Origin of the sequence: Sphingomonas sp. LHG3406-1, from assembly GCF_029637485.1 — a bacterium.
GTDB lineage: Bacteria > Pseudomonadota > Alphaproteobacteria > Sphingomonadales > Sphingomonadaceae > Sphingomicrobium.
Genome location: NZ_CP069128.1, coordinates 1,475,116 through 1,488,578 on the forward strand (window position 1 = coordinate 1,475,116; position 13,463 = coordinate 1,488,578).

16 protein-coding genes are annotated in these 13,463 nt (G+C 67.3%); 8 read left to right on the forward strand and 8 right to left on the reverse strand.

What is annotated here, in order from left to right; translation table 11 throughout:
- Positions 1–8: 8 nt before the first annotated feature.
- The 5 genes from JOY29_RS07270 to JOY29_RS07290 form a co-directional block, all read right to left on the reverse strand.
- Positions 9–2,225, reverse strand: coding sequence for a TonB-dependent receptor (locus JOY29_RS07270; protein WP_300972858.1), 2,217 nt, complete (start codon positions 2,223–2,225; stop codon positions 9–11).
- 261 nt (positions 2,226–2,486) lie between these two features.
- On the reverse strand, positions 2,487–3,290 hold the full coding sequence (locus JOY29_RS07275) for a hypothetical protein (RefSeq protein ID WP_300972859.1): 804 nt from the start codon (positions 3,288–3,290) through the stop codon (positions 2,487–2,489).
- A 339-nt stretch (positions 3,291–3,629) separates the two neighbouring features.
- Positions 3,630–4,433, reverse strand: coding sequence for an enoyl-ACP reductase FabI (fabI, locus tag JOY29_RS07280; RefSeq protein WP_300972860.1), 804 nt, complete (start codon positions 4,431–4,433; stop codon positions 3,630–3,632).
- A complete protein-coding gene (locus JOY29_RS07285) occupies positions 4,430–5,461 on the reverse strand; it encodes a YihY/virulence factor BrkB family protein (protein ID WP_300972861.1) in 1,032 nt (343 codons plus the stop codon). Before JOY29_RS07285 ends, fabI begins: the two co-directional genes overlap by 4 nt.
- 8 nt (positions 5,462–5,469) lie before the next feature.
- Positions 5,470–6,429: a DnaJ C-terminal domain-containing protein gene (locus JOY29_RS07290; protein WP_300972862.1), complete on the reverse strand. Its 960-nt coding sequence runs from the start codon at positions 6,427–6,429 to the stop codon at positions 5,470–5,472.
- An 85-nt stretch (positions 6,430–6,514) separates the two neighbouring features.
- Here JOY29_RS07290 and pdxH point away from each other — a divergent pair, with 85 nt between their 5' ends.
- Genes pdxH through JOY29_RS07310 form a run of 4 tightly spaced genes read left to right on the forward strand, consistent with a single transcriptional unit; the run spans position 6,515 to position 10,048 of the window.
- Positions 6,515–7,099, forward strand: coding sequence for a pyridoxamine 5'-phosphate oxidase (gene pdxH / locus JOY29_RS07295; protein ID WP_300972863.1), 585 nt, complete (start codon positions 6,515–6,517; stop codon positions 7,097–7,099).
- Entirely contained in the window at positions 7,096–8,022 is a 927-nt protein-coding gene (locus tag JOY29_RS07300; RefSeq protein ID WP_300972864.1) for a cation diffusion facilitator family transporter, read from the forward strand. The genes pdxH and JOY29_RS07300 overlap by 4 nt, the downstream gene beginning before the upstream one ends.
- The gene (locus tag JOY29_RS07305; protein WP_300972865.1) at positions 8,019–8,801 is read left to right on the forward strand and encodes a PhzF family phenazine biosynthesis protein; all 783 of its coding nucleotides are present in this window, start codon (positions 8,019–8,021) and stop codon (positions 8,799–8,801) included. The genes JOY29_RS07300 and JOY29_RS07305 overlap by 4 nt, the downstream gene beginning before the upstream one ends.
- The gene (locus JOY29_RS07310; protein ID WP_300972866.1) at positions 8,798–10,048 is read left to right on the forward strand and encodes an APC family permease; all 1,251 of its coding nucleotides are present in this window, start codon (positions 8,798–8,800) and stop codon (positions 10,046–10,048) included. Before JOY29_RS07305 ends, JOY29_RS07310 begins: the two co-directional genes overlap by 4 nt.
- Here the strand turns inward: JOY29_RS07310 and JOY29_RS07315 are convergent.
- The gene (locus JOY29_RS07315) at positions 9,980–10,501 is read right to left on the reverse strand and encodes an NUDIX domain-containing protein (protein WP_300972867.1); all 522 of its coding nucleotides are present in this window, start codon (positions 10,499–10,501) and stop codon (positions 9,980–9,982) included. The two genes, JOY29_RS07310 and JOY29_RS07315, sit on opposite strands and share 69 nt — an antisense overlap.
- Before the next feature lies 1 nt (position 10,502).
- Positions 10,503–11,618, reverse strand: a complete 1,116-nt coding sequence (mnmA, locus tag JOY29_RS07320; RefSeq protein ID WP_300975501.1) for a tRNA 2-thiouridine(34) synthase MnmA — start codon at positions 11,616–11,618, stop codon at positions 10,503–10,505.
- A gap of 79 nt (positions 11,619–11,697) precedes the next feature.
- Here mnmA and JOY29_RS07325 point away from each other — a divergent pair, with 79 nt between their 5' ends.
- The 4 genes from JOY29_RS07325 (at position 11,698) to JOY29_RS07340 (ending at position 13,061) form a co-directional block, all read left to right on the forward strand.
- Complete coding sequence (locus JOY29_RS07325; RefSeq protein WP_300972868.1) at positions 11,698–11,973, forward strand: hypothetical protein; 276 nt, start codon at positions 11,698–11,700, stop codon at positions 11,971–11,973.
- Positions 11,974–11,980: 7 nt separating this feature from the next.
- The gene (locus JOY29_RS07330; protein WP_300972869.1) at positions 11,981–12,280 is read left to right on the forward strand and encodes a DUF1153 domain-containing protein; all 300 of its coding nucleotides are present in this window, start codon (positions 11,981–11,983) and stop codon (positions 12,278–12,280) included.
- A 161-nt stretch (positions 12,281–12,441) separates the two neighbouring features.
- The gene (locus tag JOY29_RS07335) at positions 12,442–12,711 is read left to right on the forward strand and encodes a GlsB/YeaQ/YmgE family stress response membrane protein (protein ID WP_300972870.1); all 270 of its coding nucleotides are present in this window, start codon (positions 12,442–12,444) and stop codon (positions 12,709–12,711) included.
- 77 nt (positions 12,712–12,788) lie between these two features.
- Positions 12,789–13,061 carry a hypothetical protein gene (locus tag JOY29_RS07340; RefSeq protein WP_300972871.1) on the forward strand — a complete coding sequence of 91 codons (273 nt, stop codon included), beginning with the start codon at positions 12,789–12,791 and terminating at the stop codon, positions 13,059–13,061.
- Positions 13,062–13,071: 10 nt separating this feature from the next.
- Here JOY29_RS07340 and JOY29_RS07345 read toward each other — a convergent pair whose 3' ends face one another.
- Complete coding sequence (locus JOY29_RS07345; protein ID WP_300972872.1) at positions 13,072–13,335, reverse strand: GlsB/YeaQ/YmgE family stress response membrane protein; 264 nt, start codon at positions 13,333–13,335, stop codon at positions 13,072–13,074.
- Between the last annotated feature and the right edge of the window lie 128 nt (positions 13,336–13,463).

The following is a 13,463-nucleotide window of genomic DNA, read 5'->3' on the forward strand; positions in this document are numbered from 1 at the left end:
CTATCGCCCTACTGCCCCACGCTCGTCGCGCTGGGGTCAAAGTCGAAGCGCTCGTCCTGACGACGACGGCCGTTGCCGCCGAAATTGTAGGCGAGGCCGACGAAGAAGGCCCGAGCGCCGACCTTGAAGTCGAGCTCGTCGCGCACCGTGGGCGTGCGGATCACCACCTTCTGCCGCGCGGTGCCGAGGATGTCCTGCCCGGTCAGCAGCAGCGACAGCTGATCGTCGATCTTGCGCCGGTAGCCGAGGTTCACGACCGGCCCCAGCTTGCGATAGCCCTGGGCGAGCAGCTGCTTGCCCGGCCAGTTGCCGCTGAGCTGCAGATAGTCCTTGGCCGTCGGCTGCCAGGTCAGGCTGCCGCGGGCCGAGCCGACCACGTCGCTGACCTCCTCGAACAGGTCGCGGCTGCCGTCGGCATCGAGCGTCCAGCGCTGCAGCGTTCCCGACAGATTATAGGTCAGCTTCTTGGTGATGCGCCCGTTGAGGATCGCATCGATCCCAAGCCGCTCGCCCTTGCCGAGGTTGGCCCGAGTGGTCAGCAGGGTGCCGTCGCCGAGCACCTCGCTGATGTCGGTGAAGCCGTCCTTGGACCGCCGATAAAAGGACGTCAGCGAAATGAAGGTCGCGTCCTTGCGATACTGCGCCGACAGCTCGAATGCGTCGGTGATCTCCGGCTTGAGGTTCGGATTGCCGCTCCGGATGTTGCGCGGATCGATGGTGAAGACGAACGGGTTGAGATCGAGCGGGCCGGGACGCGAAATGCGCCGGCTGTAGCTCGCCCTCAGCTTGGTCCGGTCGTCGAGCGCCCGGCCGATGTGGAGCGTCGGATAGACGCGGAAATATTCCTGCTCGAACGCGCCGGCACCGTTCTTCGGGTCGATGCTGAGATCGACCTGCTCGAGGCGGAGCCCGGGCTGGAACTCCCACTTGCCGCTGTTCACCTGCGCCGTCGCGAACCAGGCGTGCACGTCCTGGCGATAGTCGAAGGCGCTGGTAAGGCCCGGCAGGATCGCCAGCGACGACAGCGACGCGCCGGACCGGCCGACCGACTCCGCATCGGCATTCTGCTGCTCATATTCGTAGCCGAGGTTGAGCGAACGCCCTTCGCCGAGCGGCTTCTTGTAGTCGAGCTTCACCCGGCTGTCGTTCCGGTCGATGTCATTCACGATCCGCTCGTAGGTGGTCGGCACGCTCGCGCCCGAGAAGCGCCCCTCGATGCTCCGCTTCATGCCGCCGACATCATGCTCGAGGTCGAGCGAAAGGCTGTGGTCCTTGCCCGGCAGGGTCTTGCGCCAGCCCGTCCGCAGACTGAGGATCTTCTGGTTCATGTCCTGCTCGCTGACGCGCAGGAAGCCCGGCTCGACCGCATTGCCGACATAGGCCTCCTCGCGCTCGGAGGTGATGTCGCCGCGGCGGAAGCTGACGTCGGCGGTCAGGCGGTTGGTCTTGTCCAGGTCATGCTCGAGCCCGACCCGTGCATTGAAGGATTGGGCGACATTCTCGAACCGGGAGTCCTGGCGGCTTTCCAGCGCTCCGCCGAGCGGCAGGAAACGGGTGCGCTCCTGCTCCACGTCGATCTCGTTGGTGAAGCGCCGATAGCCGACCTCGCCGGTGATGTTCGTGCCGGGACGATTCCGGGCAAGGCTGAGCGAAACGTTGCCGCGCTCTTCGAGGCCGATGTTGGCGCGAACGGAGCCGGAGGTTCCCGCCGCACGCTGCTTGCGGGTGACGAGGTTGATCACGCCGCCAGAGCCTTCGGGGCTCATCGCCGCCGAGGGATTGGTGATCACCTCGACCCGCTCGATATTGTTGGCGGGCATGGACAGAAGGGCATCGCCGCGGCCCTCGCCGCGCAGCTGGCCCGACGGACGGCCATCGACGAGGATGGTGACCCCGCTGTCCCCGCGCAGGCTGACATTGCCCTGCAGGTCGACTTCCACCCCCGGCACGTTGCGCAGCGCATCGGCAAGGCTGCCGGTCTGCGCGCCGAGATCGCTGGCGACGTTGAAGCTCAAGCGGTCGGGCGCATCGATCACCTGTGGCCGGCTGCCCGTGACCGTGATGCTGCCGTTGGCATTGTCGCGCTCCTGCGGCGGCGTTCCGGCCTGCGGGCGGGCCGGCGGCGCCGAGGCGGCCGGCGCCTGCTGGGCCGAGGCGGGTGCGGCGGCGAGCAGGCCTGCCGCCAGGCTGGCGGAAGCGGCGGCGGCGAGGAAAGTCGACTTCATCTCTGGGCACCTTCTGACGGACGAACGAGGAGCCGCCGGCAAGACCGCGGCTCCGTCCTCCAAGCGCATCCGGAGATGAGCGGCATGAGGGCCGGATGAGCTTTCACTGAGCTTTTCCGGGCCGGCCGAGCGCCCCCTGGCGTCGCTGGCGACTTCGGCTTGGTGGTGGCGAAGCCGTGCACAGTCGCCGCCGCTTCGACGAACAGGCGTGTTACTTCTATAATACGCTAAAGCGCGCGACGAGCGCGCTGGTGCCGCCGATCAATCGGCCTTGGCTGGCCTCTTCCTGGCGTCGAGGCCCTTCATTTCGGCATCGAAGGCACCCGCGTCCTTCATGATGTCGGGCATCAGCTTCAGCAGCTCAGGCATGGCCTCGAACGTGCCGCGCATGACGTCCGGCTCGAACCACATGCCGAGCATCTGCCGGCCGTAGGCAGCGCCGGTCGGGGTCGCGAGGAAGCCCCGGATCTCGGCCATCTGCGCTGCGTCGAACTTGCGGGCCATGGAGCGGGCCATGCCCTCGCGGAACTTGGGCTCCATCACGTCGCCGAACTTGACGATCATGGTCCTGGCGAACGCCTTGCCGGCGGCGACCTTGGCGTCGAATTGCGGGTCTTTGCGGGCAAGCGACGCACGCAGCGGTTCGGTGCTGGGCGGCGCCTTGACCTTGGTCGCTTCCGCCTTGGTCTTGCTGCTGCCCCTGGCGTCCTTCGGCGCGGGCGTCGGAGGCATGAGCGCGGCGAGGTCCGCCTCGCTCATGCTCAGCACCTGGTCGGCCATGCGCTCGGCAAAGCCGCTCATCGCCGCGCCATAGGCTCCCTTCGGGAACATGGCGTAGGTCATCTCCCGTGCCGCGACGAGCCGGGCCGGGTCGGGCTCGGGCCCGGCCGGGAAGAAGCGGTCGAAGACCTTGGTCATGAAGGCGAAGGCTTCGGCCGGGTCCGGCATCGGGGTCGCCGCTTCCGCCTTGGCGCCGGCACTGACCTCCTTGGCGGGCACGGCCCGCGCGGCGGCGGGAACCATGACGGCGGCGAGCGCCAGCGCGGCAGCAAATCGAATGGACACGTGGATACCCCCGATCAACGCCAACCCCCGGCGTCCGCGGCAGTCTACCGAACTAGCCAGCCCCGGCGCAACTGGCCGTTCCTGATCCGGGCGGCTCCTTGCATTGTAGGAGACCATGCTTCACCATGAACCCATATGGTTCAGATGTTCTTTCAAGTCGCCTCGCGTCCAGGCGGGGGGATTTGCAACTCCATGCCCAGGCATGATCAGCCGCGTCGCGGAGAGCTGCTCGGGGCTCCGAGGCAGCGGCACCCCGTCACCGGTGACCTTTGTGACCTTGTTCAGGTTCGGCGCGATCCGACAGGCCGCCACCGGTGACCTTTGTGACCTTGTTCAGGTTCAGACGGTCGCGATGTCCGGCGCATCCTCGGCTTTCATGCCGACGACGTTGTAGCCCGCATCGACATGGTGGATCTCGCCCGTCACCCCGGACGCCAGGTCGCTGAGAAGATACAGGCCCGCTCCGCCGACATCCTCGATGGTGACGTTTCGCCGAAGCGGACTGTTCAGCTCGTTCCACTTCAGGATGTAGCGGAAATCGCCGATCCCGCTCGCCGCCAGCGTCTTGATCGGACCGGCGCTGATCGCATTGACCCGGATGCCGTCCTTGCCGAGATCGGCCGCGAGATATTTGGTCGCCGTTTCCAGCGCGGCCTTGGCTACGCCCATGACGTTGTAGTGCGGAATGACCTTCTCGGCGCCATAGTAAGTGAGGGTCAGCAGGCTTCCGCCCGGCTTCATCAGCCGCGCGGCCCGCTGCGAGACAGCGACGAAGCTGTAGACCGAGATGTTCATGGTCAGCAGGAAGTTGTCGAGGCTGGTATCGACGAACCGCCCGCGCAGCTCGTTCTTGTCCGAGAAGCCGATGGCGTGGACGAGGAAGTCGATGCCGCCCCAGCGCTCCTCGAGCGCGGCGAAGGTGCGGTCCAGCGCGTCCATGTCGCCGACGTCGCAATCGACCAGGAAGTCGGACCCGAGGCTCTCGGCAAGCGGGCGCACCCGCTTCTCCAGCGCCTCGCCCTGGTAGGAGAAAGCCAGCTCCGCGCCCTGCTCGCTGAGCTGCTTGGCGATGCCCCAGGCGAGCGACCGATCGTTGGCGAGCCCCATGATCAGCCCGCGCCTACCCTTCATCAAACCCGTCATGCCGCCCGACTCTCCCCGCTGGCTTGGCCGATATCTTCCCCTGGACCGGGCGCCTCGACTTCCAGTTCGTCGGCGTGCGGTCCCTTGAACTGCTCGCCCTCTAGCGCGACCGGTCCGGTTTCCGCCAGCGCCGCGTTCAATTCCGCGCCCATGACGACGCCAAGCCCAACGATGAAGAAGAACAGGAGGGTGATCATCACGCCCGCCAGGCTGCCGTAGGTCAGGCTGTAGCCGCCGGCGAGGCCGATTGCCTTGGGCAGCAGCACGGCCGTTCCGATCCACCAGGCGGTGACCAGCAGCGCGCCCGGCCACTTGCGGCAGCGCATCTTGCGATAGCGCGACGGCGTCAGGACGAGGAAGACGAGATACACGGTGAGATAGAGCATCACCGTCGGAACCGCCTTCAGCAGGGTCAGCGAGTTGGCGACCTGCTCGAACTGCGGGACCAGATGGAGGACCAGAGCCTCGATCGAACTCAGCGCCACCGTCATCGCCAGCGCGATCATCAGCATCAGCACCAGCCCGAGCATGAAGACGATCGAAATCAGCCGATATTCCCAGAAGGGCGCGGTGTAGGTGACCCCGTAGGCGCGGCGGAGGATGTCGCGAATGGTCTCGATGAAGCTCGACGCCGTCCACAGGCCGACCAGCGCGCCGAACCACAGGAGCGGCCCCTGCCGCGCCGTGAGCACTTCGGTCACCGGCTCGCGAAGCACCGCCGCAATGTCTGGCGGCACCGACGCAAGGACGTTGTAGACCGTCGCCTGCGCACCGTCGGTCGATCCCAGCAGCTGCGCGACCGCCGCCGCCAAGATGAAGAACGGGAACATGGAAAGCAGGCTGAGGTAGGCGAGGTTGCCCGCGTGGATGAAGCCGTCGTTGTAGACGCCTACCGCAACCCGCTTCATGATCTCGAACGGACGGGTTCCGGGCTTGACGCGGTCGACCACCTGCTCGCCGAAGCGGGCCTTGAGTTTTGCAAGCCGCTTACGGCGGGCTTCCGGACTGTGGGGCGAAATTTCCTTCATCTGACCGCCTAGACGCCGAGCCCCGCCCGCGGGTTGCCTCCGCCTCCGCTCCATTGCTCCACGAAGCGCTCGAGCTCGCTGTCCGCGGCGGGCAGGTCGACCATCAGCGTGACGAGGAGATCGCCCCGATTGCCCGCCTTGTCACTGAAGCCTCGGCCCTTGATGCGCAGCACCTTGCCCGAACTGGCGCCCCTGGGGACGCTGAGCATCACCGCACCATCCGGCGTTGGCACCTTCACCTTGCCGCCGAGCACCGCCTCCTTGAGGCTGACCGGGAGATCGAGGCGCACATGATTGCCGTCGCGGGAGAAGAAGCGGTGCGGCTCGATGGCGATGGTGACGATCGCATCGCCCTTGCCGCCCGGCCCGACCTCTCCCTTGCCGGCGAGCCGGACCCTGGCGCCATCCTCGACTCCCTTTGGGAGCTTGATCTCGATGGTCGTGCCGTCGGCCAGCGTGACCCGTTGCGGGCTCAGCGTCGCCGCTTCGGTGAAGGGCACGGTAAGGCGGTAGGCGACATCGGCACCCTTGGCTGCCGCGCGGGTCCGCGTCGCCCCCCCGCCGCCGAAAGCCGCCCCGCCGGCACGGCGCGCGCCGCCGCCGCCGAACAGGCCTTCGAACAGATCGGAAAGATCGGGACCGCCGCCACTGCCACCGCCGCCGTTGCCGAAGCCCTCGAAGCCGCCGCTCGCGCCGGGACGCGATCCGCCGTAGCTCCCGCCATAGCCGCCGCCGAACGGCATTTTCGGGTTGCCCTCCTCGTCGATTTCGCCGCGGTCGTAGCGGGCGCGCTTGCTGGCGTCGGACAACAGGTCATAGGCCTGCGTCACCTTGGCGAAGCGCTCGGCCGCCTTGGGATTGTCCTTGTTGCGATCAGGGTGAAGCTGCTTGGCGAGGCTGCGATAGGCCTTCTTGATGTCGGCTTCGGTCGCCCCCCGCTTCACCCCGAGCTGTGCGTAAAGATCCATGGCTCCTCATAGAGCAAAGTCGCTTGCGCACCAGCTAGGTCCGCATTGCTTGCCTGCCAAGGCACCAAGCGGGTAGTGGGCGCGAATGTCCGCGATCGATCCCTTCGTCCTGTTCGCCGAGTGGATGGCCGAGGCCGAGGCGAAGGAAATCAACGATCCTGACGCCATGGCCATCGCCACCAGCACGCCCGACGGTCGCCCGTCGGTGCGGATGGTGCTGATGCGGCGCCATGGTCCGGACGGCTTCGGCTTCTTCACCAATCTCGAAAGCCGCAAGGGCCAGGAGATCGCCACCAATCCGTGGGGCGCGCTGTGCATCCACTGGAAGAGCCTGCGCAAACAGGTCCGAGCCGAAGGACGGCTGATCCAGGTCAGCGATGCGGACGCAGACGATTATTTTGCCAGCCGCTCGCGCACCAGCCGCATCGGCTCGCACGCCAGTGACCAGTCGCGGCCGCTCGAAAGCCGCGAGACCTTTGTCAGGCGCGTGGAGGAAGCGCAGGCGCGCTTCGGCGATGGCGATGTGCCGAGGCCGGCGCACTGGTCGGGCTTTCGCCTCGTACCCGACCGGATCGAGTTCTGGGAAGATGTGGAGTTCCGCCTCCACCATCGCCGCCTCTTCTCGCGCCAGCCGGACGGCGGCTGGTCGGAAAGCCTCCTCTACCCGTGAGGGTGGTCGGGCCAGAACGCGCGCGCCTGTCGCAGCGGGCGGCGCTGGCCAGCGTGGCGATGGCGCTGACCCTGCTCGTCGCCAAGAGCTGGGCAGCGATCGCGACCGACTCCACCGCCATGCTCGGCAGCCTCGCCGACACTGCGCTTGACCTCGTCGCCAGCCTCGTCACGCTTGCCGGGGTGCGCATCGCCGCCCTGCCGGCCGATCACGACCATCGCTTCGGGCATGGCAAGGCGGAAGCGCTGGTGGCACTCGGGCAGGTAGTGCTGATCGCCGCGAGCGCGCTCGGCATCGGCTGGCGGGCGATCGACCGGCTGATCAATGGGGCTCCGACCGCCAATGCAGAGCTTGGCATCGGCGTGTCGATCGCGGCCATGTTCGGGACTCTCCTGCTCCTGAGCTATCAGAAGAGGGTCATCGCCAAGACTGGCTCGCTGGCGATCAAGACCGACAATATCCATTACAAGTCCGACCTGTTCCTCAACAGCGCGGTGATCGCCGCGCTGATCCTCGACCAGTGGTTTCGGCTGCGCGGGGCCGACGCGGCGTTTGGCGTGGCCATTGCCGTCTGGCTCCTGTGGGGAGCGTGGCGGGCGGCGGGCGAAAGCGTCAACCAGCTGATGGATGCCGAGTGGCCGGAGGACAAGCGCGAGGCCTTCCTCGCCGCCTGCGCCGACTATCCGGAGCTCAAGGGCATCCACGACGTCCGCACCCGGACCAGCGGCGTGCATGACTTCATCCAGTTCCATGTCTGGGTGCCGGAGGAATGGTCGGTGCGGGAGGCGCACGACCGGCTCGACCGGGTGGAAGAGGAACTGCAGCGCCGATTCCCTGGCACCGAGATTTTTCTTCACCTTGACCCGGAAGGGCATACCGACCGGGAGGGCATGCTGCCCCATGAGATCACGGAGCGGCGATGAACCTGCCCTTCTTCCAGGTCGACGCCTTCGCGCCAGAACCGCTGACCGGCAATCCGGCGGCGGTGATGCCGCTGGAGGAATGGCTGGCGGACGAGACGCTCCAGGCGATCGCTGCCGAGAACAACCTCAGCGAAACCGCCTTCACCGTTCCGCTGGCGGGCAGCCAGGCCGACTATCACCTGCGCTGGTTCACGCCGACGGTCGAGGTGGACCTGTGCGGCCATGCCACGCTCGCGAGCGGGCACGTGCTGCTCGGCGAAGAGGACGAAGTGCGCTTCGAGACGCGCTCGGGCATGCTCAGCGTGAGCCGGTCGGACGGGCTGCTGTGGCTCGATCTTCCCGCAAGCAGGATCGCGCCGGCGAGTGACGGCGAGGAGGTGCTCCGGGCGCTCGGGGTCACGGGCGAGGTGTGGCGCGGGGAAGGGGGCAATGGGGCGATCCTCGTGCGGCTGACCGATCAGGATGCCGTACAGGCCGTTCGCCCGGACTTTGCCACGCTCCGGACGATGGATGCGCTGGTGATGGTGACGGCGCCGGGTACGCGCACCGACATCGCCAGCCGGGTGTTCGCCGCCTATCACGGGATCGACGAGGATCCGGTCACCGGCTCTGCCCATTGCGCGCTCGTGCCCTACTGGGCTGAGGTTCTCGGCCGCACCGACTTCACCGCCGCGCAGGTCGGACGCCGCGGGGGCGAGTTGACGTGCCGGCTGGTGGGCGACAGGGTGCGACTTGGGGGATTGGCACGGACCGTGATCGAAGGGTCTTTTCGCATTTGACCGCGCCGGCGCTGCCCCGCCGAGTCGGCCTCGGAGGCGCCACGCTCCTTTCCTTCAACGGCGCGGTCGGTGCCGCCGTCTTCGCCCTCCCGGCGACCCTCGACGACAGCGTCGGCGCGTGGGCGCCGTGGCTTTTCCCAGCCGCGGCGCTCGTCATGCTGCTGATCGCCATCCCCTTCGCCAGGGCCATCGCCAGCATGCCGGGCGAAGGCGGACCGGTCGTCTACGGGTCCGCCTTCGGGCGCGCCGCCGGCTTCGAGCTGGGCTGGACCTATTATGTCGCACGCGTCTCGGCGTTCGCGGCCAATGTCCATGTGTTGATCGACTACATGCTGCGCTGGGTGGAGGTGAGCCCGTCGCCTTGGGTGCGATCGGCGCTGATCCTGGCGGCCATTCTGCTGCTGGCGGGTGCCAACGTCGTCGGAATGACGCGGGCGCTTCGGCTGCTCGGTGGCCTGACCTTGCTCAAGAGCCTGCCGCTGATCCTGCTCGCCCTGCTCGCGCTTGCCACCTTCCCCCTGCCCACGCAGGGCTCGCCACCGCCCCTGACTGCCGTCGAGGCGAGCGTGCTGCTGGTCTTCTACGCCTTCATCGGGTTCGAGAGTTCGATCGCCGTATCGGGCGAAGCAAAGGACGGCGGAGCATCGATCGCCAAGGGCCTGCTGCTTACCATCGCCGTCATCGCGCTGCTCTACTTGCTGGTGCAGCTCGCCTATTCGGCCGTGTCGCCGAGCGTTGAGGAAGGCGAGAAGGCACCGCTGCTTGCGCTTGGAAGGGACCTTTTCGGCGCCCCCGGTGCGCTGCTGGTGCTGCTGGCGGCGGTTGCGAGCCTGGCCGGCAACCTCCACGCCAACCTCGCCGCGACGCCGCGCGTCAGCCATGCGCTGGCGATGAGGGGCGACCTTCCCGATTGGCTCGCGGCCGTCCACCCGAGGTTCCTCAGCCCGCACCGTTCCATCTGGCTGATGGCTGGCCTCGCCGCGCTGCTGGCGCTGAGCGGCACCTTCGTCTGGCTGGCGGTGGTTAGCACCCTGGCGCGCATGGGCGTCTATGCGGTGACCATCGCCGCCTGGCTGAAGGTAGCTAGGCGGACGGCCGGCGAGATGGCGCTGGGCGGTCTCGGCATCCTGCTCTGCGCGCTCGTCTCGACGCAGGCGAGCGCTGCGGCCTGGGTGACCCTAGCCGGCCTGGGCCTCGCCGGGCTGATCCTGTTCTGGCTGTCCAGCGGCCGCCGCCGGAAGACCTAATCGTTCGGCCAGGACGTCGAGAACCGGGCGCTGGCTCTTGAGGATGCGTCCATGCGCGCGCGCCAGTTCCATCCACTCGACTCGATCGAGTTCCGGGAAGCGACGGGTGCGCCCAGAGCGCGGCGGCCATTCGAGCTCGAACATCTCGCTGGAGAGTTGCGCCGGATCGAAGTCGCCCTCCAGCGCGAACACCTCGACCAGCTTGCCGCCATTCTGACGCACGGTATGCAGCTGCTCCGGCATCCCTGGGGGCAGCGGGCCGACCTCCTCGGCGAATTCGCGCTGCGCCGCCTCAAGCGCATCCTCGCCCGGCTCGATCGCTCCCTTCGGAACCATCCAGGCGCCTTCATCCTTGCGCGCCCAGTAAGGACCGCCGGGGTGCCCGAGCAGCACTTCGACCAGGTCCGCCCGCCGGCGATAAAGCAATATTCCCGCGCTTCTGGCCTGCGGCACGTCAGGCGGCCGGACGAAGCTGGTCGGTGACGGGCACGGTTTCCTCGATCCAGCCCCCTCCGAGCAGCCGGTCTCCTTCGTACACAACCGCCGCCTGGCCCGGCGCGACGCCATATTCCGGTCGATCGAAGATCATTCGAGAACCGGCGATGCAGGCCGGCACGGGGCGGCTGAGGGAGCGGACCTTGACCTCGATCTCGCGCTGGTCCTCACCCAGCCAGTTCCAGTCAGCGATCAAGGCTTCGCGGACGGCCAATGCGTCCTTGGGGCCGACGACCAGCCGGCGCGCGGCGGGATCGATGCGGATGACGTAGAGCGGCTCCGGCGATCCGCCAATCTCGAGACCACGGCGCTGGCCGACGGTGAAGTGAACGACGCCGGGGTGGCGGCCGAGGACCTTTCCAGCAAGATCGACGATTTCGCCGGGCGCGTCCGTCTCGGGTCGAAGGCGCTTCACAAGGCCGGCATAGTCGCCGTCGGGCACGAAGCAGATATCCTGGCTGTCTGGCTTTGCGGCGACTGGCAGGCCCGCTTCGGCGGCGAGCGCCCGCACGTCGGCCTTGGGCAGTTCGCCGATCGGGAAGCGGAGCAGGTCGAGCTGCTCGGCGGTGGTGCCGTAGAGGAAGTAGCTCTGGTCGCGTGCCGGATCGCGCCCCTTGTGCAGCTCTGCCCTGCCCGCACGAACGACGCGCCGGACATAATGGCCGGTGACCAGCGCATCAGCGCCCAGTTCGCGGGCGAACGCGTGGAGGTCGGTGAACTTCACCCCCTGGTTGCAGAGCGAGCAGGGCACTGGCGTGCGGCCGCGGGCATAATCGTCGGCGAAGCGCTCGATCACGCCCTCGCGGAAGCGGCTCTCGTAATCGAGCACATAATGCGGAATGCCGAGCTTCTCGCAGACCTGCGACGCGTCATAGATGTCCTGGCCCGCGCAGCAGGCACCGGAGCGCTTCACCGCTTCGCCATGATCGTAGAGCTGGAGGGTGACTCCGATCACCTCCGCACCGGTCTTCGCCGCAAGCAGGGCCGCGACCGACGAGTCGACGCCGCCCGACATGGCGACCACGACACGCGCGCCCGCCGGGGGGCGATCTAGTTGGAGGTCGATCGGAAACATGGCGAGGTCTTTACCCGGCATTCACCCTCTTTCGCTAGTGGTGGGACGTGGAGCCGACCTGGAGGAGGGCAAGTAGAAGGTGAACCTCGACAAGCAATTGCTGCCCGCCGCGGTGCTTGCCCCAGGTGAACTGGGCGCAGTGCTGGCGAGCCTCGGGCCGAGCGGCAACGCTCGCGACCGGCTTGCCGCGGTGGTCGCGCTGCTGACCGGCAGCGGGACCGTGCGGGAGCGCACCGGGGGCGCTTTCGCGGGCGGCCCGGATTTGGTGACAGTTCCGTTTACCAGCGGACTTCACAATTGCTTGAGAGGGCAACCGGTAAACGCCGTTCAGCAATCAACCACCAGGCCCGCTTGAGGAAGCAATGTTAGAGAATCAGAAGTTTCGTCCTCACCAGGTGATCGGCCCGCTCGGCGAGCCACTGACCCTGGACTCGCTTCCTCCGGCCGAGACCACCCGGTGGGTCGTTCGCCGGAAGGCCGAAGTCGTCGCTGCCGTAGCCGGGGGGCTACTGACGGTCGACGAGGCCTGCCAGCGCTACAACCTCAGCCTCGAGGAGTTCGCCAGCTGGCAGCGCGCGGTCGACCGCAGCGGCATGCCCGGTCTGCGTGTCACCCGCATCCAGCATTACCGCCAGGTCTACGAGCGCCAGCAGCGCTACTGACCATGTAGAGGGCTCCGGCGCAAAACGGCGTCGGGTCCTCGTTTCGGAACCGACCCGTCTCCCCACCGTTCCCCTTCGGAACAAGACAAAGCCAATGGGCGTCTTGTGACCGCAACAGCCGCCCGGCGAACTCGCCAGGGCGGCGTTACAGGAGGGAACGCATGGACTGGATTCTCATCATCATCGTCGGCGGTGTGCTTGGCTGGCTTGCCAGCATCGTCATGCGCACCGACGCGCAGCAGGGTATCTTGCTCAACGTCATCGTTGGCATCCTTGGCGCGCTGCTGGGCCGCTTCCTGCTTGCCCCGCTGATCGGCGGTGGCTCGATCACCGATGGTCCGCTCAGCCTCGGCAACATCCTGGTGTCGCTGCTGGGTGCAATCATCCTGCTGGCGATCGTCAATCTCGTCCGTCGCGGTCGCGTGCGCTAATCACGCACTGTGATTGACGGACCGGAAGGGGTCGTCCGCTCTTGAGGGCGGGCGGCCCCTTCTTCTATGGACCGAACATGCCCTTGTCCTGGATTGCGCTGCTCTTTGCCGGCGCCCTGCTCGGCTGGCTCGCCAGCGTCACCTTCCGAAGCCAGAGCGGGCGAGAGATTCTCGCCTTCGTCGGGCTTGGCGCGGCCGGCGCGGTGCTGGGAGCCCTGCTGATCACGCCCGCCATGGCCGGTCGCCTCGAGCCGACCGGCTTTTCGCTGCCGGGAGTCCTGCTTTCGCTGTTGGGGACGTTCCTGGCGCTCGGCATCGCCATCGGCGTCCAGCGGCTGCAGCGCCGCTGAACGCCGATCCTCAGCGGCGCTTCAAAACGAGGCGGTAGACGAACAGGATCAGCACCGCACCGACGATAGCCGCCAGAAATCCGGCGCCGTCGGTCGGTTCGCGATACCAGCCGAGCGCACGACCGAGGAAACCGGCGACCATCGCGCCCCCAATCCCGAGCAGGATGGTGATGACGCAGCCGCCAGGATCCCGCCCCGGCATCAGCAACTTGGCGATACCGCCCGCCAGCAGACCGATGATGATCCACGACAACCAGCCATAATCTTGGAGCATCTCAGCCCTCCTGTTGTTTCACGTCCGGTTACCAACCATCTGCCGGGTTGGGCAAACGCCTTTTGGCGGCTCGACGGTGACCGTTGGTCGAATGAGGCTTGTTGTTTGTCGCAGCCGCGCGCTGGGTT

Coding starts and splice junctions, on each gene's coding strand:
- JOY29_RS07340 (WP_300972871.1), top strand. CDS start 12,789: ATGCCCTTGTCCTGGATTGCGCTGCTCTTTGCCGGCGCCCTGCTCGGC.
- pdxH (WP_300972863.1), top strand. CDS start 6,515: ATGTCCGCGATCGATCCCTTCGTCCTGTTCGCCGAGTGGATGGCCGAG.
- JOY29_RS07285 (WP_300972861.1), bottom strand. CDS start 5,461: ATGAAGGAAATTTCGCCCCACAGTCCGGAAGCCCGCCGTAAGCGGCTT.
- JOY29_RS07345 (WP_300972872.1), bottom strand. CDS start 13,335: ATGCTCCAAGATTATGGCTGGTTGTCGTGGATCATCATCGGTCTGCTG.
- JOY29_RS07330 (WP_300972869.1), top strand. CDS start 11,981: ATGTTAGAGAATCAGAAGTTTCGTCCTCACCAGGTGATCGGCCCGCTC.
- JOY29_RS07305 (WP_300972865.1), top strand. CDS start 8,019: ATGAACCTGCCCTTCTTCCAGGTCGACGCCTTCGCGCCAGAACCGCTG.
- JOY29_RS07270 (WP_300972858.1), bottom strand. CDS start 2,225: ATGAAGTCGACTTTCCTCGCCGCCGCCGCTTCCGCCAGCCTGGCGGCA.
- JOY29_RS07290 (WP_300972862.1), bottom strand. CDS start 6,429: ATGGATCTTTACGCACAGCTCGGGGTGAAGCGGGGGGCGACCGAAGCC.
- mnmA (WP_300975501.1), bottom strand. CDS start 11,618: ATGTTTCCGATCGACCTCCAACTAGATCGCCCCCCGGCGGGCGCGCGT.
- JOY29_RS07335 (WP_300972870.1), top strand. CDS start 12,442: ATGGACTGGATTCTCATCATCATCGTCGGCGGTGTGCTTGGCTGGCTT.
- fabI (WP_300972860.1), bottom strand. CDS start 4,433: ATGACGGGTTTGATGAAGGGTAGGCGCGGGCTGATCATGGGGCTCGCC.